Source organism: Nonomuraea gerenzanensis, assembly GCF_020215645.1.
In the GTDB taxonomy this organism is placed as follows: domain Bacteria; phylum Actinomycetota; class Actinomycetes; order Streptosporangiales; family Streptosporangiaceae; genus Nonomuraea; species Nonomuraea gerenzanensis.
In genome coordinates, this window is record NZ_CP084058.1 from 1547049 (window position 1) to 1571474 (window position 24426).

General features: G+C 70.0%; 22 protein-coding genes. 5 read left to right on the forward strand and 17 right to left on the reverse strand.

Annotation, left to right across the window (positions count from 1 at the left end; all coding sequences use genetic code 11):
• Positions 1-111: 111 nt before the first annotated feature.
• Entirely contained in the window at positions 112-972 is an 861-nt protein-coding gene (locus LCN96_RS07745; RefSeq protein WP_225271892.1) for an alpha/beta fold hydrolase, read from the reverse strand.
• A 114-nt stretch (positions 973-1086) separates the two neighbouring features.
• The gene (locus tag LCN96_RS07750) at positions 1087-1464 is read right to left on the reverse strand and encodes a TetR/AcrR family transcriptional regulator (protein WP_225275940.1); all 378 of its coding nucleotides are present in this window, start codon (positions 1462-1464) and stop codon (positions 1087-1089) included.
• Between LCN96_RS07750 and LCN96_RS07755 the strand changes: the two genes are divergently transcribed.
• On the forward strand, positions 1411-1548 hold the full coding sequence (locus tag LCN96_RS07755) for a hypothetical protein (RefSeq protein ID WP_225271893.1): 138 nt from the start codon (positions 1411-1413) through the stop codon (positions 1546-1548). The two genes, LCN96_RS07750 and LCN96_RS07755, sit on opposite strands and share 54 nt — an antisense overlap.
• Before the next feature lie 13 nt (positions 1549-1561).
• Here the strand turns inward: LCN96_RS07755 and LCN96_RS07760 are convergent, their stop codons facing one another.
• The 4 genes from LCN96_RS07760 to LCN96_RS07775 all read right to left on the reverse strand — a co-directional run bounded on the left by LCN96_RS07760 (position 1562) and on the right by LCN96_RS07775 (position 4455).
• Positions 1562-2392: a helix-turn-helix transcriptional regulator gene (locus LCN96_RS07760; protein WP_225271894.1), complete on the reverse strand. Its 831-nt coding sequence runs from the start codon at positions 2390-2392 to the stop codon at positions 1562-1564.
• Positions 2393-2435: 43 nt separating this feature from the next.
• Entirely contained in the window at positions 2436-2846 is a 411-nt protein-coding gene (locus LCN96_RS07765; RefSeq protein ID WP_225271895.1) for an ATP-binding protein, read from the reverse strand.
• Between the two features lie 143 nt (positions 2847-2989).
• The gene (gene mltG / locus LCN96_RS07770; RefSeq protein ID WP_225271896.1) at positions 2990-3946 is read right to left on the reverse strand and encodes an endolytic transglycosylase MltG; all 957 of its coding nucleotides are present in this window, start codon (positions 3944-3946) and stop codon (positions 2990-2992) included.
• The gene (locus LCN96_RS07775; protein WP_225271897.1) at positions 3943-4455 is read right to left on the reverse strand and encodes a SigE family RNA polymerase sigma factor; all 513 of its coding nucleotides are present in this window, start codon (positions 4453-4455) and stop codon (positions 3943-3945) included. The genes mltG and LCN96_RS07775 overlap by 4 nt, the downstream gene beginning before the upstream one ends.
• Before the next feature lie 153 nt (positions 4456-4608).
• On the opposite strand from LCN96_RS07775, the gene pafA reads away from it, so the two are divergent.
• Complete coding sequence (pafA, locus tag LCN96_RS07780; RefSeq protein ID WP_225271898.1) at positions 4609-5967, forward strand: Pup--protein ligase; 1359 nt, start codon at positions 4609-4611, stop codon at positions 5965-5967.
• Positions 5968-6006: 39 nt separating this feature from the next.
• On the opposite strand, the gene LCN96_RS07785 is transcribed toward pafA, so the two are convergent.
• The 4 genes from LCN96_RS07785 to LCN96_RS07800 all read right to left on the reverse strand — a co-directional run bounded on the left by LCN96_RS07785 (position 6007) and on the right by LCN96_RS07800 (position 12030).
• Complete coding sequence (locus tag LCN96_RS07785; RefSeq protein WP_225271899.1) at positions 6007-7233, reverse strand: alpha-hydroxy acid oxidase; 1227 nt, start codon at positions 7231-7233, stop codon at positions 6007-6009.
• Positions 7226-8296, reverse strand: coding sequence for a 4-hydroxyphenylpyruvate dioxygenase (gene hppD / locus LCN96_RS07790; protein ID WP_225271900.1), 1071 nt, complete (start codon positions 8294-8296; stop codon positions 7226-7228). Before hppD ends, LCN96_RS07785 begins: the two co-directional genes overlap by 8 nt.
• 228 nt (positions 8297-8524) lie before the next feature.
• Positions 8525-11128, reverse strand: a complete 2604-nt coding sequence (locus LCN96_RS07795) for a helix-turn-helix transcriptional regulator (RefSeq protein WP_225271901.1) — start codon at positions 11126-11128, stop codon at positions 8525-8527.
• Between the two features lie 104 nt (positions 11129-11232).
• On the reverse strand, positions 11233-12030 hold the full coding sequence (locus LCN96_RS07800) for a streptomycin biosynthesis protein (protein WP_449867087.1): 798 nt from the start codon (positions 12028-12030) through the stop codon (positions 11233-11235).
• A gap of 1119 nt (positions 12031-13149) precedes the next feature.
• Here LCN96_RS07800 and LCN96_RS07805 point away from each other — a divergent pair.
• The 3 genes from LCN96_RS07805 to vanY-N all read left to right on the forward strand — a co-directional run bounded on the left by LCN96_RS07805 (position 13150) and on the right by vanY-N (position 15626).
• Positions 13150-14259 (forward strand): prephenate dehydrogenase, encoded by a 1110-nt coding sequence (locus tag LCN96_RS07805; protein ID WP_225271903.1) that lies wholly within the window; start codon positions 13150-13152, stop codon positions 14257-14259.
• 27 nt (positions 14260-14286) lie between these two features.
• A complete protein-coding gene (locus LCN96_RS07810) occupies positions 14287-14940 on the forward strand; it encodes a response regulator transcription factor (protein ID WP_225271904.1) in 654 nt (217 codons plus the stop codon).
• Positions 14941-15035: 95 nt separating this feature from the next.
• A complete protein-coding gene (gene vanY-N / locus LCN96_RS07815) occupies positions 15036-15626 on the forward strand; it encodes a D,D-peptidase/D,D-carboxypeptidase VanY-N (RefSeq protein WP_063856825.1) in 591 nt (196 codons plus the stop codon).
• A 48-nt stretch (positions 15627-15674) separates the two neighbouring features.
• On the opposite strand, the gene LCN96_RS07820 is transcribed toward vanY-N, so the two are convergent.
• The 7 genes from LCN96_RS07820 to LCN96_RS07850 all read right to left on the reverse strand — a co-directional run bounded on the left by LCN96_RS07820 (position 15675) and on the right by LCN96_RS07850 (position 24333).
• Entirely contained in the window at positions 15675-16634 is a 960-nt protein-coding gene (locus LCN96_RS07820; protein WP_225271905.1) for an acyltransferase domain-containing protein, read from the reverse strand.
• Between the two features lie 2 nt (positions 16635-16636).
• The gene (locus LCN96_RS07825; protein ID WP_225271906.1) at positions 16637-17863 is read right to left on the reverse strand and encodes a glycosyltransferase; all 1227 of its coding nucleotides are present in this window, start codon (positions 17861-17863) and stop codon (positions 16637-16639) included.
• A gap of 53 nt (positions 17864-17916) precedes the next feature.
• The gene (locus LCN96_RS07830; protein ID WP_225271907.1) at positions 17917-19386 is read right to left on the reverse strand and encodes a tryptophan 7-halogenase; all 1470 of its coding nucleotides are present in this window, start codon (positions 19384-19386) and stop codon (positions 17917-17919) included.
• 59 nt (positions 19387-19445) lie between these two features.
• Complete coding sequence (locus tag LCN96_RS07835; protein WP_225271908.1) at positions 19446-20708, reverse strand: cytochrome P450; 1263 nt, start codon at positions 20706-20708, stop codon at positions 19446-19448.
• Positions 20709-20789: 81 nt separating this feature from the next.
• Positions 20790-21986 carry a cytochrome P450 gene (locus tag LCN96_RS07840; protein WP_225271909.1) on the reverse strand — a complete coding sequence of 399 codons (1197 nt, stop codon included), beginning with the start codon at positions 21984-21986 and terminating at the stop codon, positions 20790-20792.
• Positions 21976-23130: a cytochrome P450 gene (locus LCN96_RS07845; protein WP_225271910.1), complete on the reverse strand. Its 1155-nt coding sequence runs from the start codon at positions 23128-23130 to the stop codon at positions 21976-21978. The genes LCN96_RS07840 and LCN96_RS07845 overlap by 11 nt, the downstream gene beginning before the upstream one ends.
• A 21-nt stretch (positions 23131-23151) precedes the next feature.
• Positions 23152-24333: a cytochrome P450 gene (locus tag LCN96_RS07850; RefSeq protein WP_225271911.1), complete on the reverse strand. Its 1182-nt coding sequence runs from the start codon at positions 24331-24333 to the stop codon at positions 23152-23154.
• Positions 24334-24426: the final 93 nt, after the last annotated feature.

Consider the following 24426-nt stretch of genomic DNA (forward strand, 5'->3'; position numbering starts at 1 on the left):
ACCACGCGGGTGTGCAGCGGGAACGCCAGCTCCGTCGGCCCGTCGATCACCAGGTCCCGCTCGCGCCGACAGGCTGAGGCGCCGACAGGCCGAGGCGCCGGCCGGATGGGGTCAGGGGAGCCTGCGGCGGAGGAAGTCGCGGATCAGCCCGGCGATCTCGCGGCCGTGCGTCTCCAGCGCGAAGTGCCCGGCGTCGAGGAGATGGATCTCGGCGTCGGGCAGGTCGCGGGCGTACGCCTCGGCGCCCGCGGCCCCGAAGATCTCGTCGTTGGCACCCCAGGCGACCAGCACGGGCGGGCGGTGCGTGCGGAAGTACTCCTGGAAGGCCGGGTAGCCGTCGAGGTTGAACTGGTAGTCCCAGAAGAGCTGGAGCTGGACCTCCTTGTTGCCGGGCCGGTCCAGGTAGGCCTGGTCGAGCACCCACGAGTCCGGGCTGACGCGCTCCAGCAGGTCTGCGGGCACACCGTGGGTGTACTGCCACCGGGTGGCGTCGGCGGTCAGCAGCTCGCGTACCGCCGGCTCGTGGGTGGCGCGGTCCTTGGCGTGGGCGAACAGCACCTCCCAGAACGGTGTGAAGCCGTCCAGATAGGCGTTGCCGCTCTGGGTGATGATCGCGCTCACCCGCTCGGGGTGGCGACTGGCGATGCGCAGCCCGATGGGGGCGCCGTAGTCGTGGATGTAGAGGGCGAACCGGTCGATGTTCAGCGTGTCGAGCAGTTCGAGGGTGATCTCGGTGAGCTTGTCGAAGCTGTAGGGGAACTCCTCCACCGACGGCGCGGCCGACTGGCCGAAGCCGACGTGGTCGGGGGCGATCAGATGGTAGGAGTCGGCCAGGTCGGCGATCAGGTTCCGGAACATGGCGGAGCTGCTGGGGAAGCCGTGCAGCAGCACCAGCGTGGGGTTGGCCGGGTCTCCCGCCTCCCGGTAGAAGACGGGCAGGCCCTGGATCTGAACCGTGGTGTGGCGAGTCATGTCGGGGTGCTCCTAGCGCGGTGAGTCCGTCGGTTTCTAACGGTTATATCGACTCGCAACCGTTAGAAGTTATCCGGTCATTCCCGGTCGCGCGAAAAAACTTCTGTGCGGCGGTCACGCGGGAGGATGGGCGGCGGCCATGACGCCGTGCACGGCCTGGCTGATCCGCTCCGCGGCCTGGTCGGGATCGGGCTGGCCGGCGTTCAGCCAGGCGATGACGGCCTCCAGGGTGAAGCCGGGGATCAGGTTGGCGGCCCAGCCGAGCCACGGCCCCTCCGGGATGACGCGCGCCAGGTTGCGGCGGCCGACCTCGCGGGAGGCGGCGCGGAGCAGGGCGGGAATGGCGTCCTCGCCGAAGTCGTCGGCGCCGGTGGCCTCGGCCAGCCGGACGCAGGCGCGGTCGAGCACGGCCCGGTACAGGTCGGCCTTGGAGTCGAAGTGCCGGTACAGCATGGCCCGGGTCAGCTCGGCCTCGGCGGCGATGTCGTCCAGGCCGGTGGCGGCGAGCAGGCCCGAGGCGGTGAACCGCAGCCGGTTCTCGGCCAGCGGATCGGCGAGCTGCCCGTCGAAGCCTGAGCGCCGTGGCCGTTCAGCTCACCTGCCCGCCCGCCAGCGCCGCGAGCCTCTCCTCGGACGGGGAGCCGGTCGGCGCGGTGTAGACGACGAGATACAGGTCTGGATCGGCGGTGGGCGCGAACGACTCCCAGTTGAGCGTCATGACCCCCACCTCCGGATGGCGCAGCCGCTTCGTCCCGTACGTGCAGTAGGTCACTCGGTGATCGGCCCAGTGACGGGCGAAGTCGGCGGAACGCGCGCTCAGCTCGTCGACCAGCTGCTGGGGGCGCGGGTCGTCGCCGGACCGGCCCAGCGCGCCCCGCAGCCAGGCGGCGGCCTCCACGGCGACCTCCTCCCAGTCGGGGAAGACGTCGCGGGCCCGCGGGTCGAGGAAGATCCAGCGGATCTCGTTGCGCTCGGGACGCGGCATGGCCTCGAAGTCGGTCAGGAGGGCCGCCCCCATGCGGTTGAGCGCCAGGATGTCCAGGACCCCGGTCATCAGCAGCGCGGGGGCCGGGCCGAGCATGTCGAGCATCATGCGCAGCGCGGCGCGCGGGCGTGCCGGTGGGCGCGGGCGCGCGTGATGCCGGTCGCCGATCAGCTCGCGCAGGTGGCGCTGCTCCTCGGCGGTGAGCCGCAGGACGCCCGCGACCGCCTCCAGCACCTGGTCGGACACGTTGCCGGCCCGGCCCTGCTCCATCCGGGTGTAGTAGTCGGCGCTGACCCCGGCCGCCAGGGCCAGCTCCTCGCGGCGCAGCCCGCGCACCCGGCGGCCGCCGGCCCGCGCGGGCAGGCCCACGTCGCGTGGGGCCACCCGGGACCGCCGCGACCGCAGGAACTCGCGCAGCTCGTCCTGCCGGCTCATACCGTCAGTATCGCATCTGCGCAGGTGAGGCCGCTGAGGGCCGTCACAGGGCGCGGCTGCCGGTGGTGATCTCGAACCACACCGTCTTGCGGCCCCGGCCGGGGGCGAGATCGACACCCCACCGGTCGGTCAGCTCCTCGACCAGCCGCAGGCCGCGGCCACCGGTGGCCGCGTGACCGGCTCTGCCCGGCGCCAGCGACGTGGGACGGCCGTGATCGATGACCTCACCACGCACGCCCTCCGGCGTCGGGACCAGGCGGAACGCGACGGGCGGTGCGGCGTGGGCCAGGGCGTTGGTGACGAGCTCGCTGACGACGAGCAGGGCGTCGTCGATGCTGGACGGCTGCGCGCCCGACGCGGTCAGCGTGGCCCGGGTGAGCCTGCGTGCCCGGGCCACGGAGCGGGACTCGGGCGGCAGGATCCAGCAGGTGCCGGGCTCCAGGTGTGCTTGCACGGTGGCCTCCGAGGAGGGTCGGATCGGTGCTCCCGGTATTTCCGGGGCGCTCACCTGGTGCAACACCGGCGCGCGGGGCTGCGGCGGACGTTGTCTGGCCTGTCCCGTGCCTAGGTCTGGCCGGTCCCCCCCTTGGGCGCCCGTCACTGGTTCCTGTCGCGCTCCTCGACCAGTGCGGCGTACTCCGTCTGGGTGGTGGCGAACTTCATGGCGCCCGTCCTCGGGTCGGTCGCCACGTAGTAGAGCCAGCGACCGGCGGCCGGCTCCAGCGCCGCGCGGACGGCGTCGGCCCCCGGGCTGCCGATGGGGCCGGGCGGCAGCCCGGGACGCCGGTAGGTGTTGTAGGGCGACGGGCTCCTGACGTCCTCGGGGGTCGCGGCGGAGCCGTACTTGCCCAGGCCGTACAGGACCGTGCTGTCCACCTGCAGCCGCATCTTCCGATCCAGCCGGTTGTGCAGGACCCTGGCGATCTTCGGCATGTCCTCCGGCCGGAAGGACTCGGCCTGGACGATGCTGGCGATGGTGAGGATCTCCAGCGGCGTCCTGCCCGCCCGGCCGGCGCCCGCCACCAGGCCGGTCTCCTCGGCGAGGCGCCCGAAACCGGTCACCATCGCCCCGAGGATCTCGCCGGGGCTCATGGCGGGGGAGATCTCGTAGCTGCCGGGGGCGGCGAACCCTTCGAGCCTCCCCTTCGCGTACGGCGGCAGGCCGAGTGCCGCGCCGTCCCTGGCGGCTCGCTCGAACTCCGCCACCGGCCTGCCGGTCACGGACGACAACCTCTTGAGGAGCTGCGCGAGCCGCATCCCCGGTGGCACGATCACGGTGATGGCCGGCCGCTGCTCGGGCACCACGCTCGCGACGGCGTCCGGCTGCCCGGCGGCCTCACCGGAGGTGCCCGGCGACAACCCTCGCACCACGAACGTGGCTCCGACGGCCAGCGCGACCACCCCGGCCGCCGCCATCAGGGCGAGGCCGCGACGCCTGGGCCGGTGCTCGCGTGCCTGGAGGGACCGGCCCTGGAGGAACCGGCTCGGCGCCGGTGGCCGCTCCTCGTCGGCCATCTCGGAGAGGGTCTCGCGCAGCAGGTCCTCGATGTTCATCCGAACTCCCTCATGATGGTCAGTTCAGGCGCCGTCTGCTTCAGGCGTTCCAGCGAGCGGTGGATCTGGCTGCGTACCGATCCCACCCTGATGCCGAGCACCCGCGCGATCTCGGTCTCCGACAGGTCCTCGAAGTAGCGCAGCACCAGAATGGTCCGCTGCCTGGGCGTGAGCCGGCCGAGGGCCGCGCGCATCATCACCCGCAGGTCCGCGCCGTCGGCGTGCCCGTCACGGGCCTGGTCGGGCAGCCACCCGGTGGACACCTCCGCGACCCGTGACCGCCGCCGCCACCAGCTCACCTGCTCGTGGTACATGACCCGGCGCACGTACCCCTCGATGGCGGCGGGATCGCGCAGACCGCGCCACTTCGCGGCCGTCTTGGCCAGGGCCGACTGCACCAGGTCCTCGGCGGCGTGCCGCTCACCGGTCAGCAGGTACGCCGTGCGGAACAACGCCCCCGACCGGCCGACGACGAAGTCCCGGAAGGCCGCCTCGAATCCTGGATCCACCCGTCCTCCTCGCGATGTTCACAGGGGCAAGGACGCGGGGGATGCGCCGATCTATGCCTCTACGGCCGACGTTTTACGAGGCCGTCCCCCGGCGGGAAGTGGCCGCGATCCCTCTCAGCACGTATAACGGACAGGAAGGGGAATGAGGTGGCGATGGACCGTCGCATCTTTGGCCTGGAGAACGAGTACGGGATCACCTGCACGTTCAAAGGGCAGCGCAGGCTCTCTCCCGACGAAGTGGCACGCTACCTCTTCCGGAAGGTGGTGTCCTGGGGCAGATCCAGCAACGTCTTCCTCGGCAACGGCGCGCGCCTGTACCTGGACGTGGGCAGTCACCCGGAGTACGCCACTCCCGAGTGCGACAACGTCGTGGAGCTGGTGACGCACGACAAGGCCGGCGAACGCATCGTGGAAGGGCTGGCCGTGGACGCCGAGAGGCGGCTGCGCGAGGAGGGCATCGCCGGGGACATCTACCTGTTCAAGAACAACACCGACTCGGCAGGCAACTCCTACGGCTGCCACGAGAACTACTGTGTGGGCCGGCACGGCGAGTTCGGCCGGCTGGCCGACGTGCTGATCCCGTTCCTGGTGACCAGGCAGGTCGTGTGCGGGGCAGGGAAGGTCCTGCAGACGCCGCGTGGCGCCGTCTACTGCCTGTCCCAGCGGGCCGAGCACATCTGGGAGGGCGTCTCCAGCGCCACCACGCGCAGCCGTCCCATCATCAACACCCGCGACGAGCCGCACGGCGACGCGGAGCGCTTCCGCCGGCTGCACGTGATCGTCGGCGACTCCAACATGAGCGAGACCACCACGCTGCTCAAGATCGGCGCCACTGACCTGGTGCTGCGCATGATCGAGGCCGGCGTCGTGATGCGCGACCTGTCGCTGGAGAACCCGATCAGGGCCATCCGCGAGGTCTCCCACGACATGACGGGCCGCCGCAAGGTCCGGCTGGCCAACGGGCGGGAGGCGTCCGCGCTGGAGATCCAGCAGGAGTACCTGTCCAAGGCCGCGGACTTCGTCGATCGCCGCGGCGGCGACGCCACGGCGCTCCGGGTGCTGGAGCTGTGGGAACGCACGCTGCGCGCGGTCGAGACGGGAGATCTCGACCTGGTGTCCCGGGAGATCGACTGGGTGACGAAGTACCAGATGATCGAGCGTTATCGCAGCAAGTACGACCTGCCGTTGTCCTCGTCGCGGGTGGCCCAGCTCGACCTGGCCTACCACGACGTGCATCGCCGGCGGGGGCTGTTCTACCTGTTGCAGCGCAAGGGCCTGGTGGAGCGGGTCGCGTCCGATGTGAAGATCTTCGAGGCCAAGTCGGTGCCGCCGCAGACCACGCGGGCGCGGCTGCGCGGCGAGTTCATCCGCAAGGCCCAGGAGAAGCGGCGCGACTTCACGGTCGACTGGGTGCATCTCAAGCTCAACGACCAGGCTCAGCGCACGGTGTTGTGCAAGGATCCGTTCCGCTCGGTCGATGAGAGGGTCGACAGACTGATCGCCGGCATGTGAGGGGGCTGGGCCTGCTGCGGCTCGCGAGCGGGCTGACGGTCAGGAGACGAACCCCGCGCCGGGGCGGGTCGTCCTGAGTGCCTGGGCTGCGGCGACGTCGCCGCAGCCTGCCAGGCCGAGCCCGTCCTCGATCTCGGCACCCAGGAGGCCGAGCACCGTACGGACCCCCCGTTCGCCGTCCGCGGCCAGACCCCAGATCACGGGGCGTCCGACGAGCACACCCGACGCCCCGAGCGCCAGCGCCTTGAGGACGTCGGCTCCCGACCGGACGCCACCATCGAGCATGATCTCGCAGCGGCCCCCGACGCTCTCCGCCACCCCCGGCAGCGCGTCGAGACTGGCCACGGCGCCGTCGAGCTGACGTCCGCCGTGGTTGGAGACCACGATGCCGTCGATGCCGAGGTCCGCGGCGCGGCGGGCGTCCTCGGGGTGCAGAATGCCCTTGACCACCAGCGGGAGCCCGCTGGCGGCCCGGAGGGTCTCGAGGTACGACCAGTCCACCGCGGCGGAGAGCTCCATGGCCGTGTGCGCCGCCAGCGCGGAGCCGCCGGAGGCACCCCGATGAGCCTCGGTCCCGGAGTTCGCCGTCAGGTGCACGGGCCGCACGTGCGGGGGCAGGCGGAACCGGTTGCGGATGTCACGTGGCCTGCGGCCCATCCACGGCACATCGAGCGTGAGCATCAACGCCCGGCACCCCGCGTCCTCGGCCCGGCGGATCAGGCCGAGGGTGGCGGCGTGCTCGCGAAGGCAGTAGAGCTGGAACCAGACGTGTCCCCCCAGGGCGGTGACGTCCTCCACCGGGACGCTGCTCAAGGTGCTGACGGTGAACGGGACCCCGGCGTCCCGCGCCGCCCGGGCCGTCGCCAGCTCACCGTCGGGATGCACGAGCCGGTGGTAGGCGACGGGGGCCACCGCCACCGGCATCGTCGCGGGGTGGCCCAGCAGCGTCGCACGGGTGGAGCACGCCGACACGTCCTGGAGCACCCGCGGCACCAGGAACACCCGGTCGAAGGCGGCCCGATTCGCACGGAGGGTCTGCTCGCGGCCGCTCCCGCCGTCGATGAAGTCCCGGACGTCGGCGGGGAGGACCTTGGCGGCGATCTCCTCGTACTCGGCGAGGCAGACGGGACTTTCGTGCACGCTGTCAGGACGCTCGGGCCCGCTGCCGGGACGCTCGGGCCCGCTGCCGGGACGCTCGGGCCCGCTGCCGGGACGCTCGGGCCCGCTGCCGGGACGCTCCCGCACGCTGCTGGGACGCTCATGCACGCTGCTGGGACCTCGCCACCTCGACGGCCTCGTAGAGGGCCTTGATGTTGGCGCCTCCGAAGGTGCGGGCTCCCTGCCGCTCGATGACCTCGAAGAAGAGGGTCTCGCGCGGATGGGTGGACGCCGTGAAGATCTGGAAGAGCTGTCCGCCGTGATCCTCGTCAGCGAGCAGTCCCGTCGCGCGCAACTGGTCCACCGTGTGACCCCGGATCTGGATCCGTGATTCGAGCAGGTCGTAGTAGCTGCCCGGCGTGCTGAGGAAGCGGACGCCCCGCTCGGACAGGGTGTTCACGGCGTGCACGGCGTCCGAGGAGGAGAAGGCGACGTGCTGCACCCCGGCACCGGCGTGCCGTTCGAGGAACATGTCGATCTGGCCGGCCTCGGCCATCGGGTCGGGTTCGATGAGTGTCAGCGTGACGGCGCCGGAGGCGCTCTGCACCACCTTGGACTCCATGGCCTGGGTGCCGACCTCGATGCGTTCCTTGAAGGTCTCGCTGAAGCCGAGGGTGGCGACGTAGAAGTCGGTGATGATGTCGAGGTCACCCGTGGGCAGGCACACGGCGAAGTGGTCGATGTCGAGCAGCTCCGCCGCGTCCGCACCGGACTCGGCGGCGGACGGAGCCTCGGAGAAGCCGACCGGCAGGCCGGGGTCGTCGCCGGGGTCCCGCTGGACGAGGGTGTGGACCACGTCGCCGAAGCCGCCGATCGCGGCGGAGCAGGCCGGCCCGGGGCCGGGGTGCCGGGACGGGGACCGTACGGGCCGGGCGCCGGCGGCCACGGCATGGGTGAAGACGACGTCGACGTCGGGGGTCCGCAGGGCGATGTCGGCGACCCCGTCGCCGTGCGTCCGCACATAGGCCGAAGCCGGATGGCCGTCGGACGTGGCCTGGGTGAGGACGAGGGTGATGCGGCCCTGCCGGAGCGCGACGCTGCGATGGTCGCTGGCGTTCGCCGTGCCCACGACGGCGAAGCGGTATTCGTCGGTCCAAGGGAGAGTGGCGACCTTCAGATCCGCTACGTACATTTCGACGTAATCAACGGCGAGAGGCGGAAGCGATTCCATATTCCGACGCTACGGCCGGGCGGGGAGGTTCGCACCGTGTCCATTGGACGCGCTCGCAGGCCGCGCTCACAGCAGATTCCGGTACATTCCCGAGGCCTTTTCAGGCCGGCGTGGACGGTCGGCGGATCAGGCTTCATAAAAAGCCTGCCCTGGCGTATTCTCGGGTTAATCAACCCCGATGGATATCCTGCCCGAGGCCGGCGAATTCGGCTTGTCGAACTCTTCGCTCTACAGCCGCACTGCCTCACGCGGCTCGCGGCCGGCTGTGGCCGTCGCCTTATCGGCGATGTCCGCGGCGAAGAGGTTGCCCAGGTCACCCCGAGTCTGTACGTGGAGTTTCCGATAGATCCTGGTGAGATGCTGCTCGACCGTGCTGCGCGTGATGTAGAGCGCCTCGGCGATCTCACGATTGGTGTGCCCACGGGCGGCGAGCACGGCGACCCGCCGTTCGGCGCCGCTCAACGGTGCGGTCTCACCATGATCGTGCTGTGCGGCGAGCCTCCTCATCAAGGGCTTCGCGTTGCACTCGCGGGCCAGCTCCTGCGCCCGCACCCAGTAGGCCCGGGCCTCGTCCTTGCCGCCCTTGAGCTGTGGGGTCCCGGCGAGGTCGCAGAGGGAAAGGGCCAGCTGGTAGCGATCCTGGGCGGCCTCCAGCGCGTCCACGGACTGCATCAGCAACCGCTGGCGCTGTGCGGGCTTGCTCAGCTGCGCGTGCAGGCGGAGGGCGACCCCGTACGTCCGCAGGTCACCGGAGGAGGTGTGGGCGATCTGGGCCGTGACCAGATCGGCCGCCCTGCGACGCCAGCCCAGTTGCAGGCACGCTCGCGCCGCGCCGAGGCGCCAGGGGACCACGTCGGACAGGCTGCTGCCCCAGCGCTGGACCGCCTGCCCGCATGCCAGGAAGCCGGCGAAGGCGGCGCGAGGCTGCTCCGTGACCAGGTGGTAGTGCGCCCTCGCGAGCTCGTAGCCGATCCCGAAGGCGGTCTCCGCCGTCTCGCGGGGCATCGGCACCGCCACGGTCGCCTTCGCCTCGTCGAGGTGGCCCATCGCGGTCTGGGCATGGAGCAGGGTGCTGAGTGGCGCGCCGATCGCGACGCCCCAGCCGCTGGGCTGCAGTATGGTCAGCGCCTCCTGCGCATGGGCCTCGGCCCCCGCCAGGTCGCCCTTGCGCCACGCCGTCTCCGCCCGGATGGCGGAGATGATCGCCTTCCAGGTGGGCGCCTTCGTCACCCCGGGCTCCTTGAGGAGCGTCTCGCAGGAGGCCGCCACCTCCGACACTCCGCCCAGCAGCAGTGCCATCAGAGCCGAGATGATGCTGTCCATCGCCTCATCCGTCGGCTCCGCCTGACGCAGGATCCGGCGCGCGTCCTCGACTGTCTGGCCCATCGAGCCGCGGGCGGACCGGGGCAATCTGTCGAGAAGCACCGGGTGGACGTGGCACATCGCGATCAAGGACGCGTCGGCGTCCCTGTCGGCGACGCTCGGCCTCAGCCGATCGATCAGCTCCGCCGCGTCGGCGAACCGGCCGTACCACAGCAGCTGGCGGAACAGCTCCATCCCGTGAGATCCACGCAACGCACCCGAGCGCGTGGCGTCGAGCAGATCGGGCACGTGACGTGCCGCCACTGCCGGGTCGACGCGCCACTCCGCCGCGGCGAGCATCACCTTCACGTCCAGCCGGCGAGGCGTGCCCCAGCCGGACGCCAGGGCGAGCCGTAAGCACTTCATGACAGCGACGAAATCACCCTCGTCGAACGCCTGCCTTCCCGCTTCGACGAGGACGTCGAAAGCCCACTCCTCACCCGACCAGCCCGCCTCCAGCAAGCGCGTGGCCACAGCCGACGGTGGGCCTCCCCGCCGATGGAGGATCTCCGCGGCCCGCCGGAGGATCTCCATCCTGCCGTAGGAGGTCATGCGCCCGAGTACGGCCAGGCGGCCCGCCTCATGACGAAAGCGCCCCCCGGCCAGGAGCCCGGCGCGCTCCAGCATCCCCATCGAGCGTGTCGCGGCAGGAGGGGCGATGCCCACGAGCTCGCCCACCGCGTCCGGCGTGGCGTGCTCGCCGAGGACGGCCACCGCCTCCGCGACGCGGACGGCCTCCGGCTCGCAGCCATGAACGCACGCTGCCACCGCGCTCATGAAGGAGTCGCCGACCACGAGCCCGGGCGCGCCGGCCTCCTGATCCTCGATCAGCGCCCGGACCAGCAGCGGGCTGCCGCCGCTGAAGCGGTAGAGGTCGTCGGCGAGCTGGTCGGCCGTCTCGGCCCCGAGGTGCTCGGTGGCGAACTGCCTGACCGCCGGACGGGGCAGGAGCGGCAGCTCGACCAGCTCGATGCCGGGCAGGCGCAGCAAGGACTCGGCGACATGGGGGAGAGGGGCCGGCGGCCGGTCCTGGCAGATCGTGACGGCGATCATCATCCTGGTGTCCGTCAGCAGGGGCGTCATGGACAGGATGGCCAGCAGGGACGGATCGTCGGCGAGATCCACGTCGTCGATCGTCAGGAGGATCGGGTTCGCCTCGGCCATCTGGAACAGGGAGACGCAGACGTCCTCGACCGCGTCACCGCCCCTGCGCGCGGTCAGCCGCTCCGCTGCCCCGCGGCCCAGGATCTGGTCGGCGACCCCCCAGTCCAGCGACTGCTCCGCCGGCGTGCAGCGGGCCGTGACCAGCCGGATGCCGGCCGCGATGGATCGCATGCCGAGCTCGTGGAGGATGGCGGTCTTGCCGCCGACCACAGGCCCCGTGATGACGGCCACTCCACCGCGGCCGGCCGCGGTGGAATCGAGCAACCTCGTCAGACTCTTCAGTTCACGATCTCGCCCGAACAGCACTCTTGCTCGTCCCCCAAGCGGTTCGTCGACTTGGTTTGCCGTGTGCCTGATCTGGTCCTGGTCCCGTCGCTCTACATACGGCCGCCCGGCTCATCCACTCGTGCTCATCCAGCGGCCAGATCGGTCGCCCGCCCCTCCAGGCGATCCGCGAACGCTGCCCAGATCTGGGCATGATCCCTGGCGCATCTCGCGACAACGGTGCCCCAATGCGGCGGCACTCCGCGCAAGATCCTTTCCCATTCCTGCCCGTCGATGGAGTGCAATGATAGCATTCGCAACAAAATTCGGCCGGTTTCGGTCAGACGTAATGCGGGATCGGCCTTGAGCCTTTCCAGCACGGCTTGGCGGTCTCGGCCGTCGACGTGGCCGAAATCCTGTTCTGCCCGACGCAGTAATTCCGGCTTGGTCCTTAATCTCCGGCTCCCGTCCGGAATCGGGCTCTCACCGTGCTCCAACCGGCCTCTCACATCCCGGACCGTCTCCGGGGAGATGCCGACCTGTTTGGCGACCTGGCGGAGCGAAAGGTCCGGATGGCTGCGGATGAGCTCGGCGGCGAGTCTCCTCCCCTCTGAGCTGTCCACCGGACGGATGCGCCCGTCCCGCCCGATTCTGGCCTCGTCACCGCCTTGTCCTCTGCGCCTGCGCAGGTCGGCCACCGTGCCGGCGGAGATGCCGGTCGCCGAGGCCACCCGTCGATCAGACCACTGCGGATGTGTCCCGATGATCCGGACGGCCGCACGCTTGCGGTCGGCCAGTGAGAGCGGCAGCCCGTGCCGCACGTTCGCCTCGACGGCCAGGACGAAGGCGTCCGATTCGGTGCCGTCGATCAGCCTCACCGAGATTGTTGTTTCACCCCTGACCCGCGCCACCTTCAACCGGTGCAGGCCGTCGATCACCCGCATCGTTGGACGGTGGACGAGAATGGGCGGAAGCTCCCCTTGTGCCGACAACAGGGTCTCGACGTGCTCTGGATCCTCGCCCGAAGTCCGGGGTGAGTACACAGAGGACAGCCGGGACAGCTCGATTTCGACGACAGGGAGAGTGGCTATGTCAACTCCCGTCGGGTCCACCTAGCCTCCGATTCGATTAGCGTCATATCGGAGCCGGGGGCGTTCAAAAAACAACCCAGCCGCGTGCGCCGCGCGCACCTTCGACGATTCCCCGTCGCGCCTGCAGCATCTGGTCCCGGGCAAGCCTGGACTTCCCGGCGCGAGCTGCATAAATCGATCGGCCAAGTGCTCTGTCGAGAGAATGCGTCGCATCCTCTTTTCTTCGGCAACTCCACGCGGCAAAGAATTGGACGCTGTCGCCGCGAATCCGTAGCCGTCTACCTCATCGAATTGCAGAACGCTTCCCGTTAGCATTCCGATCACTCCGACTTTCGGTTAGGCCTTCCTCCGGAAGGTTAAAGGAGGCTGTGCAGGTCGAACCACCCCCTATCCCGGACATCCACCCCCCTAGTTTCGGATAAGACCGATGCGCGGGGTTGCGCCTCTGTCGCGAAGCGGAGTATCCGGTGCTGGACCGCCCGAATCGAGCGGTCACCATGCGTGTCAATCCGTGTGTATTGGCATGCGCCGTCGGCGCGAGCCCGGCGGGGCCGCGGCGGTCCCACGGTTTCGCTCATGACACCGTCTCCAGGTGAGGGTGATCGCGGTAGCCGGCCACGGGCGCGCTGCCGCAGCGGCGGCCATGCTGATCTGCCCATGGACCAGCAGGCCGACGGTGAGGTCCCGCCGGACGGCCGGCTCCCGGTACAACGTACGTCAGTTCTTCTCGGCGATCTAGGGGAGTGGGCGGGGTGCCTTCGCCGGGCATGCGGGCGGCCTGTCCTTTGGCAATTGACAGGCGTGAATGCAGAAAGGAGCGCGGCCACCTCTGACCTGCCGAGTAAGGGAATGGATTACTCATCAATGGCGCCGGTGGCCACGGAACTCGCCCGGCGATCCGGCGTGTCCAAATGGCGCGGTGCCCAGGCCCGCCGATGGACACCGCCCGGTGCGCGGGCTTAAGAAGTAGCCGTGACCCTGGAGAGGACGCTCATCGTCGGCACCGGTCTGATCGGCACCTCCGCCGCGCTCGCCCTTCGCGAGAAGGGGGTGGCGGTCTACCTGTCCGACGTCGACGCACATGCCGTACGGCTGGCGCGAGCGCTCGGCGCGGGCCAGGAGTGGACCGGTCAGCGCGTGGACCTGGCATTGATCGCCGTGCCCCCGCCCAGCGTGGGGCAGCGGCTGGCCGATCTGCAGCAGCGGCGGGCCGCGCGGGCGTACACCGATGTGACCAGCGTCAAGGTCGATCCGATCGCCGACGCGGAGCGGCTCGGCTGCGACCTGACCTCCTATGTCCCCGGACACCCGCTCGCCGGCCGGGAGCGGTCCGGCCCGGCCGCCGCCCGTGCCGATCTGTTCCTGGGACGTCCCTGGGCGCTCTGCCCCCGCCCTGAGACGGGTGCGGATGCCGTGCGGCTGGCCAGGGAGCTGGTCTCGATGTGCGGGGCGGAGCCCTACACCGTGAGTGCGGGCGAGCACGACACGGCGGTGGCGCTGGTGTCGCACGCCCCGCACGTGGCCGCGTCCGCGGTGGCGGCGCGGCTGAGGGACGGCGACGACGTCGCGCTGGCCCTGGCGGGGCAGGGGCTGCGCGACGTGACGCGGATCGCCGCAGGGGACCCCCTGCTGTGGCGGATGATTCTCGCCGCGAACGCCCTGCCGGTGGCCGGGGTGCTGGAGCGGATCGCGGCCGATCTCGCCGCGGCGGCCTCGGCGCTGCGGTCCGGCGATCTCGACGATGTGACGGATCTGCTGCGGCGCGGCGTGGACGGCCACGGCCGGATCCCCGACAAGCACGGCGGCCCGGCGCGTGACTACACGGTGATCCAGGTGGTGCTGCAGGATCGGCCGGGAGAGCTGGCGAGGCTCTTCAACGCGGCGGGGCTCGCGGACGTCAACATCGAGGACATCCGCCTGGAGCACTCGGCCGGCCTGCCGGTCGGGGTGGTCGAGGTCTCCGTGCGCCCGGAGGACACCGGCCGGCTCACCGAGGCACTGCGCTTCCACGGCTGGCACGTCCCGCCCGTCCCCGACGGCAACTCGAGGATCGACCGGACGCGAGCTATGGTGTCAGACTGACAGCCCCCGATCGAGACGGCGACACGAATGCGCGTTCTGGTGGTGGAGGACCAAGTCGACCTGGCCGACTCGGTGGCGCGGGTGCTGCGTCGCGAGGGCATGGCCGTCGATGTCAGTCATGACGGCGATGACGCACAGGAGCGCCTCTCCGTGATCGACTACGACGTCGTGGTGCTTGATCGGGATATTCCCGGCGTCCATGGCGACGAGCTGTGCGCTGAGATCGCCGTGGACGATCGCAGGACCCGGGTGCTGATGCTCACCGCGTCCGGGACGACCGCTGACCGGGTGGCGGGCCTGAGCCTGGGCGCCGACGACTATCTGCCGAAGCCGTTCGCCTTCGCCGAGCTGGTGGCGCGCATCCGCGCCCTGGGCAGGCGCGCGCATCCTCCCGCGCCGCCGATCCTGGTCCACGGCGACCTGCGGCTCGATCCGGCGCAACGGGTGGCGATCAGGGGCGGCATGCGGCTGCCGCTGACCACCAAGGAGCTGGCGGTCCTGGAGCATCTGCTGACCGCGCGCGGCCGGGTGGTGTCGGCCGAGGAGCTGCTCGAACGGGTCTGGGACGAGCAAGCCGACCCGTTCACCACCACCGTGAAGGCGACGATCAACCGGCTGCGCTCGAAGCTCGGCCAGCCGCCGGTGATCGAAACCGTCCCGCGCGAGGGATATCGCATCTGATCCGCGCGGTCACAGAGCGGTCACACGTTCTCTGACCCTCGTGTCACCTTCTGCTCCGTAGAACTGGTGTCAGATCACCAGACTGGAGGAGAGGGATGAGGAGAAGCGAGGGTGACGACGAACCACGCACTCTCCCGCCTCGGGCCCGGGACCGGGTGTACACCGCGGTCACGCGGGTGCTCGCCGTGCTCCTGCTGCCCGTGGCGTTCGTCCGTCAGCCCGGCCGCGCCCGCGAGCTGGCCTGCGGCTGGGCGTTGAGGATGCGATTCCCGGCAGAGGACCTCACCGGGCTCACCGACGGCGCCAGGGCGGCGTTCACCGCGGCGCGGGCCGAGGCGCTGTGGCGTCACGGCCAGCTCGTCGGTCTCACTTCCGGATACCGCGATCCCCGGGTCCAGCAGCGGATGTTCGAGGAGGAGGTGCGCCGCTCAGGGTCCGTGGCCGCCGCACGGATGTTCGTGGCGCCGCCGGCCGAGTCCAACCACGTCAAGGGCATGGCGCTGGACGTACGCCCGCACGAGGGCGCGCGCTGGCTGGAGGCGCACGGCGCCCGCTACGACCTCTACCGCATCTACGACAACGAGTGGTGGCACTTCGAACACCGCCCGGAGTGCGGTGGCACGCCACCACGGCGGCTACCCCACCCAGGCGCGGCCTGGGCGAGCCGGAACGGGGGCCGGGTCTAGCTAGGGCACGGGGTCGCCGCGGGGATCGGTCCCCGGCCGGCTTCGGCGCTAGGGCAGCTCGATGCGGCCGCTCCGCTGATACCAGTGACGGCCCGCCAGCAAATGGGTGACGACCGCCTTCTCCAGCGTCGAGCGCTGCGGAAGCTCCTCCAGCGGCTGGCCGTTGTAGCGGAAGACGAACTCCAGGATCGCGTCGTCCCCGTCCTGCGGTTCGGAGTCGAGGAGCGTCCAGCCGCGTCTGAGCTGCAGGATGTGGGAGTCCTCGGCGAGATACTCGGCCAGCTGCGGATCGAGCAGCCACGAGGTGCCTGTCGCCGCCCGGGCGCCGTGCTCGGGAAAATGCCGTTCGAAGAACGGGCGGGCACGACGGAGCGAGTCGTAATAGATGTCGGGGATCAGCGGCCCGCCCACTTCGGGGATGTGCAGGCCGAGGACGGGCGTGCCGTCCTTGGCGACGGCCAGGTTGTACTGGAGCCGGCCGAGCCGGTAGACCAGGCCGCGCACGAGCAGGGTGAGCCACCACGGCATGTTCGTGCCGCCCTCGCCGTACTTGCGGCGATGGATGGCCACCGATTCCCCCAGCTGCGTCAGGGTCTCCCAGGTGGTCGCCTCGGGGATGTCCCGTGTCGCGTGGAAGCGCCGCAACGCCGGAAGCGTCGCGAGGAAGACGTACACGTGGAAGTAGCGGGCGGCGGCCCCGGTCTCGTACGGCAGGGTCGGCCCACCCCGTACCTTCACCTTGTAGTCGCCCATGTGCCGGACGAGCTCGTGGTGGGCGCGTTCGAGCAGCCACCACAGGGCCGGGTCGCGATCCGGGCCGGGGGTGGCCGCCACGATCTCCTCGACGTCGGGAGCCGGCACCTCCAGCCGGTGTAAGAGATCACGAGCCTCATCGCCCTGAGGCAGGCGCACCGGCTCGGGGGGCGGTCCGAGCTCCTCGAGCCGGGAGAGCCACGCCGTGGCGTTCTCTCCCAGCCGCAGCTGCCTGCGCACGCTCTCAGCATCCATCGTCACTCCGTTCTGTTCCGCCCGGCCCCGGCGGCCGTGTCGAGCAGGAGTTTCGCGGCCACGGCCGCCCCGTCGGCGCGGATCTTCCCGGCCACGTCGATCGCCCGCGCGCGGGTCTCGGGAGCCAGCGCCGTGGTGAGCGCGGCCGACAGGCTCTCCACGGTCGGCACCCGCCCGTCGTGTGCCACGCCGATGCCCAGCTCGGCCACCCGGCCGGCGTGGTACGGCTGGTCGGTCATCTGGGGCACCACGACCTGGGGAGCGCCCGCCCGGGTGACCGCGGTCGTGATGCCCGCGCTGCCGGCGTGGACGACGGCGGCCACCCGGCCGAACAACACCTGGTGGTTCACCTCGCCGACGGTCAGGCAGTCGCTCCGGTCGTCGGGCGGGGCTAGGCCGGCCCAGCCACGGGAGACGATCACCCGGTGGCCATGGGCCCGGATCGCCTCGATGGCCACCCTCGCGGCGTCGGTGGGGGCGGGCCCGCTGCCGAACTCCACGTGCACCGGTGGCGGGCCGGCCTCCAGGAACGCCTCCACCTCGGCGGGCAGGGGCCGTTCGTCGGGCATGATCCACGCACCGGTCTGCACGACGTCGAGGTCCGTCCGCTGCAGCGGGGCCAGGACCGGGTCCGCGGCCAGGAAGGGGCGATCGGTGTAGCCGTAGCTGAAGATGTCGTCCACCGGCGGCAGGCCGATCGAGGCCCGCCGGCTGTTGAGCGCGGCACCGAACCGCTGGTAGGCGCCCTGGTTGTTGCGGTCCCACAGCACCCGGTTGTCGGTCACGTCCCGCGCGGGCTGCTCACCGAGGGGTGGCGGCGGCGGGTAGTACGGCGACGGCACATAGATGGGGCAGTAGAAGACGTAGACGTAGGGGATGCCGAGCTTCTCGGCCACCGACCGGACGGCGACCGCCGCCGACAGCACGCCGCTCACCACCATCACCTCGCACCCCTCGGCGGCCGGCAGGACCTGGTCGAGCTGCGTGGCGATGGCCTCGGCGTCGAGCCGGGGCACGTCCTCGAGCGAGGGCGGCCTCTTCCCGTGCAGCTTCGCGCGCATCGAGGTGCCGACCGGCACCAGCGGCACCCCGGCCTCGGCCAGTCTCTCCGCGCAGTCCGGCGGGGCGCACATCCGTGTCTCCGCGCCTAGCTCACGCAGCTGGACCGCCAGGCCCAGCAGCGGTTCGACGTCCCCGCGTGATCCGGACGTCGACAACAACACGCGCATGTCGTATCCCTGTTCCGTGGATTCTGGTGCGGATCGATCGGAAGGCCGGAGCCTCAGGGGTGATGTGTCAGCCATCTCATCCCGTCGGGTGAGGTCACCAGCCCGCCGGGGAACAGTGGCTGCTCGGGCTCGGCGTCCGCACCGAGCACCGCCCTCATCTGCTCCTGCCCGCCCTCCTGCATCACCTGTTTGACCACCTGTGACTTGAACAGCGGCACCATGCTGGAGTCGTCGCCGTCGGCCATCTGATCGACGGCCGCGGCGAACTCGGCGCTGCGCTCGGCGATCCGCCCTGAGGTCGCCAGCGCCGTCTCGCCGGAGGACAGACCGCCCACCAGGTCCACGAACGACTCCAGCTCGGTGTACTCCTTGTTGTTGGTGACCTTCTTGGCGTGCCAGAAATACGACTCCTCGTTCACGTTCATCTCGTAGAACGCCAGCAGGAACTCGTAGTACACGCTGTACTCGCGGCGATATCGCGCCTCGAACTCATGCAGCGCGATCTTCTCCTCGACGTCACCGGCCAGGACGCTGTTGATCGACCGGGCCGCCAGGAGGCCGCTGTAGGTGGCCAGGTGCACCCCGGAGGAGAACACCGGGTCCACGAAGCACGCGGCATCGCCCACCAGGATCATCCCGGGCCGCCAGAACTTCGTCTGGTGGTAGGAGTAGTCCTTGCGGACCCGCAGCTGCCCGTACTTGCCGGTCGTCACCCGGCGCGCCGGCGCGAGGTACTCCGAGATCAGCGGGCACTCGGCGATCAGCGCGGCCAGCGCCTTCTCCCGATCGCCCTGGATCTTCTCCGCCATCTCCCGGCGCACCACCGCGCCCACGCTGGTCAGCGTGTCGCTCAGCGGGATGTACCAGAACCAGCCGCTGTCGAAGGCCACGCTCAGGATGTTGCCCGAGTACGGCTCCGCCAGCCGCTTGCCGCCCTCGAAGTAACCGAACAGCGCCAGGCTGCGGAAGAACTCCGAATAGTTCCGCGTGCCACCGACGCTGGAATACAACCGGCTCTTGTTGCCCGACGCGTCGATCACGAAACGCGCGGACACCGCGTGCTCGCCGCCGTCAGGATCGACGTAACGCAGGCCGGTGACCCGATCGCCGTCCTCGATCACCTCGGTGACCGAGCATCCCTCACGCACCACCACGCCCTTGCGTCTGGCGTTGCCGAGCAGGATCTCGTCGAAGCGTGCCCGCTCCACCTGGTAGGCGAAAGTCGTCGGACCCGTGATCCGCGGAGAGACGGAGAAGGAGAACGTCCACGGCTCCGGCCGCGCCCCCCACCGGAAGGTGCCCCCGCGCTTCACGGGAAACCCCGCCGCCGCGAGCTCGTCCGTCACCCCGAGCATCCGGCACACCCCGTGCACGGTCGAGGGCAGCAACGACTCGCCGATCTGATACCGCGGAAAGACTTCCTTCTCCACCAGCAGCACCCGATGACCCTGCATGGCCACCAGTGTCGCCACGGTCGAACCGCCAGGGCCGCCGCCGGCGACCACCACATCGAACTCTTCCACGGACTTCTCCTTTTTCGTTGTGGTCATGCGAAGTCGCCCGGCATTTCGGCCGCAGGCCGCTACCAGGTGACCGGCAACTCGTCCGGGCAATCGATGAACGCGTTACGGAACTTCACTTCCTCGGCGGACACCGCCAGGCGCAGCCCGGGAAACCGGCGCCACAAACTCTGATACGCCATGCGCAGCAGCGTCCTGGCTATCGCCGCGCCTATGCAGTAATGGATGCCGTGCCCGAACCCGACGTGCGAGCCGCAGTCACGGCGCACGTCGAGGACGTTGGCATTCGGCGTCAGCGCCTCGTCGCGATTCGCCATCAGAATCGAGCACAGGACGTAATCCCCGGCCTTGATCAGCTGGCCGTCGACGACCACGTCCCGGACGGCGAGCCGTGGATTCGGCTGCTGCACGGGCGACAGGAACCGCAGCAGCTCACCGACCACCCGGTCGGCCTCCTCGCGTCCGGCGAAGAGAGACTGTCGCTGGTCGGGATGATCCAGCAGCGCGAGAACCCCGAAGCCGATCGACCCCGCGACGGTTTCGACACCACCCAGGATCAGCGCCGTGAGTACGCCCTTCAGCTCCTCGTCCGTGACATCGTCTCCGTGCTCCCGCACCAGCATCCCGATGAACCCCTCGTCAGGGTCCTTCCGCTGCCGGATGATGAGGCCGTTCAGATACCGGTTGAACGCCGCGCTGTCGGCCGCCCGGGCCTTGAACCCGCGGCTGAGATCGACGTTCTGCCTGACACGCCGGATGAACTCGATCCGATCATCACGCGGGATGCCGAGCAGCTCACACAGCACTCCTCCGCCGACCGGATCGGCGAACAGCGCCTGGACGTCCGCGGGCGGCCCCGCGGCCTCCAGCTCGTCGATGCGGTCATCGATGAGGTCCTGCATGGCGGGCTCCAGCCGGCGGATCCGGCGGGCCGTGAACTCCGGGGTCAGCATCCCGCGCAGCCGCGTGTGCTCGGGCGGATCATAGACCGACAGCTGACCGACCAGATTCGGCGGTATGGGCTCTCCGGCGATCGATGGCGCCGAACTCCACCGGGGGCGCGTCGTGAAGTTCTCGTGATCGCCGAGTATTCTGCGCACGACGTCGTATCCCAAAGCCTGCCAGACATAGTCGACACGCAGCTGAGTGGCCGCGTCACCGCCTATCCGGACCAGTGGGCCATGCGCCCTGAGCGCGAACATGTCCTCATGCGGATCACAGTGCGTCCGCATCATGTAGTTCGCCGTCGGCTGCAGGACCGGCGCGCCCGCATCGATATCGTCATCCATACCCGGGTCGAAACTCCATTCGCTGTCGATCCGCACGCTCGGCTGATCCGATCCTGGTCGCGGGCGGAAGATATTTCCAGCGTCGTCAAATGGACGATGGGAACGGGAATTCCGCGATCACCAGGCGACCATCAGACTGGTCAATCCATACGCGGGAGTGGTCAACCGGAACGATGGCTCCCGATCGGGATCCGCGAGCCTCAGCGTGGGAAAACGCCGCCACAGGGCGGTGTAGACCGTGCGCAGTTCGAGGCGGGCCAGAGCGGCTCCCAGGCAATGATGGACGCCGTGCCCGAACGCGACATGGGGGACGGGCTCGCGCCGGACATCGAGGCGGCCGGCATCCGGCAGCAGGGCAGGGTCACGGTTGGCCATGGGCAGAGAGCAGGAGACGGTCTCTCCCTCCTTGATCACCTGGCCCCCGATGGTGACGTCCTCCATGGCGACCCGGGGCGTCGGCGCATAGGGGACGGTCAGGTAGCGGATCAGCTCGTCGACCGCCCGATCCGCCGACTGGTCGTCGCCCTGCAACGCGGCGATCTGCTCGGGGTGTCTGAGCAGGGCCAGCACGCCGAGCCCGATCATGCCGGAGATGTTGTCGTCGCCGGCCAGCATCACCTGAACGCAGAAGCCCCGCAGCTCCTCGTCCGTGGCCGTGTCACCGTACTCGGCGAGGACGGCTCCGAGCAGCCCCTCGCCGGGATCCTTCCGCTCCCTGGCGATCATGGCCAGCAGGTAGCGGGAGAACGCCGCGCCGGCGGCCGCCCGCCTCTTCTGGCTGCGCGAGGCGTCGAGATGGCCGTGACACAGCTGCATGAACATGGCGCGGTCGTCCCGTGGCACCCCGATCAGCTCGCACAGCACGGCCCCTGGCACCTCGTCGGCGACGAGTTCGACCAGATCCGCAGGGGGGCCCGCCCGTTCCAGGGCGTCGAGCCGTTCGGTCACGATCTGTTCGATGTACGGCTTCAGCCGCCGGATCCGGCGCAGGGTGAATCCCGGGGTCAGCTTCTGGCGGAGCCGCGTGTGCTCAGGCGGGTCGTAGTCCATCAGGTTCCCGACCAGCTCACGCGGCCGGAAGTTGCCTCTTCCGCCGATCTCGTCCCGTTCGTTCCAGCGGCGCCGGGTGCTGAACCGCCGGTGATCGCCGAGCACCTGCCGCACGACGGTGTACCCCGTGGCCAGCCAGGTGGTCTCCGCGTCCGCTCCTGATCCGATGGTGATCCTCGTCAGCGTTCCGGCGGCGCGCAGTTCGTCCGCCGGATCCAGGTCCTGCCGCCGAGTATGGAGGGGCCGCGCGCCGTCACCACTCAACGGGAAGCTCCTCCACGGCGAAGGGGGCCGGCTTCCCCGGTTTGAACCGCAGGTCCTCTGCCGGGACCGCCAGCCGCAGCGACGGGAACCGGCGGACCAACGCCGGCAACGCCACTTGCGCCTGGAGCCTGGCCAGCGGTGCCCCGAGGCAGAAGTGGACGCCGTGCCCGAACGCGAGGTGTTCGGGGTTGCCCCGGGTGAGGTCGAAGCGGTCCTCGCGCGCACGATTGCCCGCCAGGATCGAGCAGGTCAGGACATCACCGGCGTGGATGTCCCGTCCGGCCAGGCGCGTGTCGACCAGTGCGGTCCGGGGAGAGGGGGTCTCGACGATCGACGCGTAGCGGAACACCTCCTCGGCCGCGCTGTCCGCGAGCTCCGGACGCTCGCGCAGCAGCGCCATCTGGTCGGGGTGGGTCACGAGGAGGAGCACCGCGATCGCCAGCTGCGAGGCCATCTGCTCGACCGCCCCGATCATGATCCCCTCGACGAGCCCCGCCAGCTCCTCGTCGGTGACCTCGCCTCCGTGCTCGCGCACGATGCCGCCGATCATCCCGGTGCCGGGATCGAGGCGTTCGCGAGCCGCCAGTTTCCTGGCGTAGTCGACGATGCCCAGGCCCGACACGTTCCGCTGCCTGGGGACTCGGCTCTCCCGGCTGTCCCGGAACATCCTCGACAGCTCGGCCTGGTCGTCACGGGGGACGCCGAGGAAGTCGCAGGCGATCAGCGCCGGGATGGGCCAGGCGGCGTTCCTGACGAAGTCGACCGGCGACCCCATGCTCTCCAGATCGGCCAAGCAGTCCTCGACGGTCTCTTCGACGACAGGCCGCAGGCTCTCGATCCGCCGGGCGGTGTTCGCCCTGGTCACGGTCCTGCGCAACCGGGTGTGATCGGGCGCGTCGTACGACTGCAGGATTCCCGGCAGCCAGGCGCGCTCCGCCTCGTCCTCGACCGGGCGCATCGAGCTGAACCGGTTGGCGTCGGCGAGAATCTCTCTGATCTCGCCATATCCGGTGACGAGCCACTGCTTGTGGCCGTCCAGCCCCGGCTCGGTGTCGTACTCGTGCAGCGGCCCGTCCTCTTGCAGGTCGAAGAGCGCCGGCACGGGATCGAGCCTCAGCCGCTGATGCGGCAGCGGAACCACCATGATTCTCCTCAGCTTCCGGCGTTACCAGTCGAGCAGCAGTGCTTTCACGTCGAACGGCGGCGGCCCCAATCTGATCTCTTGTTCGGGCTCGGCCAGCCGGAGTGCGGGGAAGCGGCGTGCCAGAGCCGGGATCGCCGACCGGAAGATGAGCTCGGCCAGGGGTCTGCCAAGACAGTGATGGATGCCGTGCCCGAACGCGACATTCGGCGCTCTGTCGCGGGTGAGGTCGAACTGATCGTCCGGGCCGGGGAAGTGCCGCCGGTTCGCTCCCAGCAACGAGCACGTGACGGTGTCGCCGGCCTTGACGATGCGGTCACCGATGCGCACGTCCTCCAGCGCGATCCGCGGAGTGAGCTTCTCGTCGATGGTGAGATAGCGCACCATCTCCTCCAGCCAGTCAGGCACGACGTCCGGCTTGTCCCGAAGCAGCGCGAACTGCTCGGGGACCTCGGCCATCAGCCACGCGCCCGCCGCGAGGAAACGAGCCACCTGGTCACCGCCCGCGCCCATGACGAACGCGGCCAGCCCCGTCAGCTCCGCGTCGGTGATCTCGTCACCGTGTTCGCGCACCACGACGCTGAGCATGTCGTCGCCGGGATCACGGCGCGTGCGAGCCACGACCTGGCCCATGTAGGTCATGAACTTGTTCCCGGCGGCTCCGCGTCTGCTGGCCGCCCGCTGGGACCGGCTGGCGTGCAGGCTGCGTGACAGCTCCGCCTGATCATCACGTGGAATGCCGAGGAAGTCGCAGGTCGCCGTCGTCGCGATGGACCACCCGAAATGCGGGACGAAGTCCAGCGGGCCACCGATGGACTCGATGGCGTCCAGGCAGTCCTCGACGACCTGATCGACCTGCGGGCGGAACCGCTCCATCCGCCGGACGGTGAACGCGGGCGAGACCACCCGGCGCAGTCGCGTGTGCTCCGGCGGGTCGTACTGGGTGATGAAGCCGGGAAAGACGATTCCGGCCGCGGTCCCGCCGTAGAGCAACCTGGAGCTGAACTTGTCCGAGCCCAGCACCTGCCGGACCTCGTCGAACCCGGTGGCGAGCCACGCGGTCCGCCCTCCAGGGCCTTCCTCGGCGCCCAGCTCGGTCATCGGGCCCTCGGCCATGAAGGACCGCAGCTGTGGCACCGGATCGAACCGGTCCCTCCAGTGCAGCTCCCCGGGCAGGACGACGTTGAGCTCCTCGAACACTTCCACGTCACAGGTCCTTCCGCCTCAACGGTGGTCTCAGGCCGGTCGGACGGGCGCTGGGCCCGTCCAACCGTCCACATCAAGCGGCTGGACACCCTC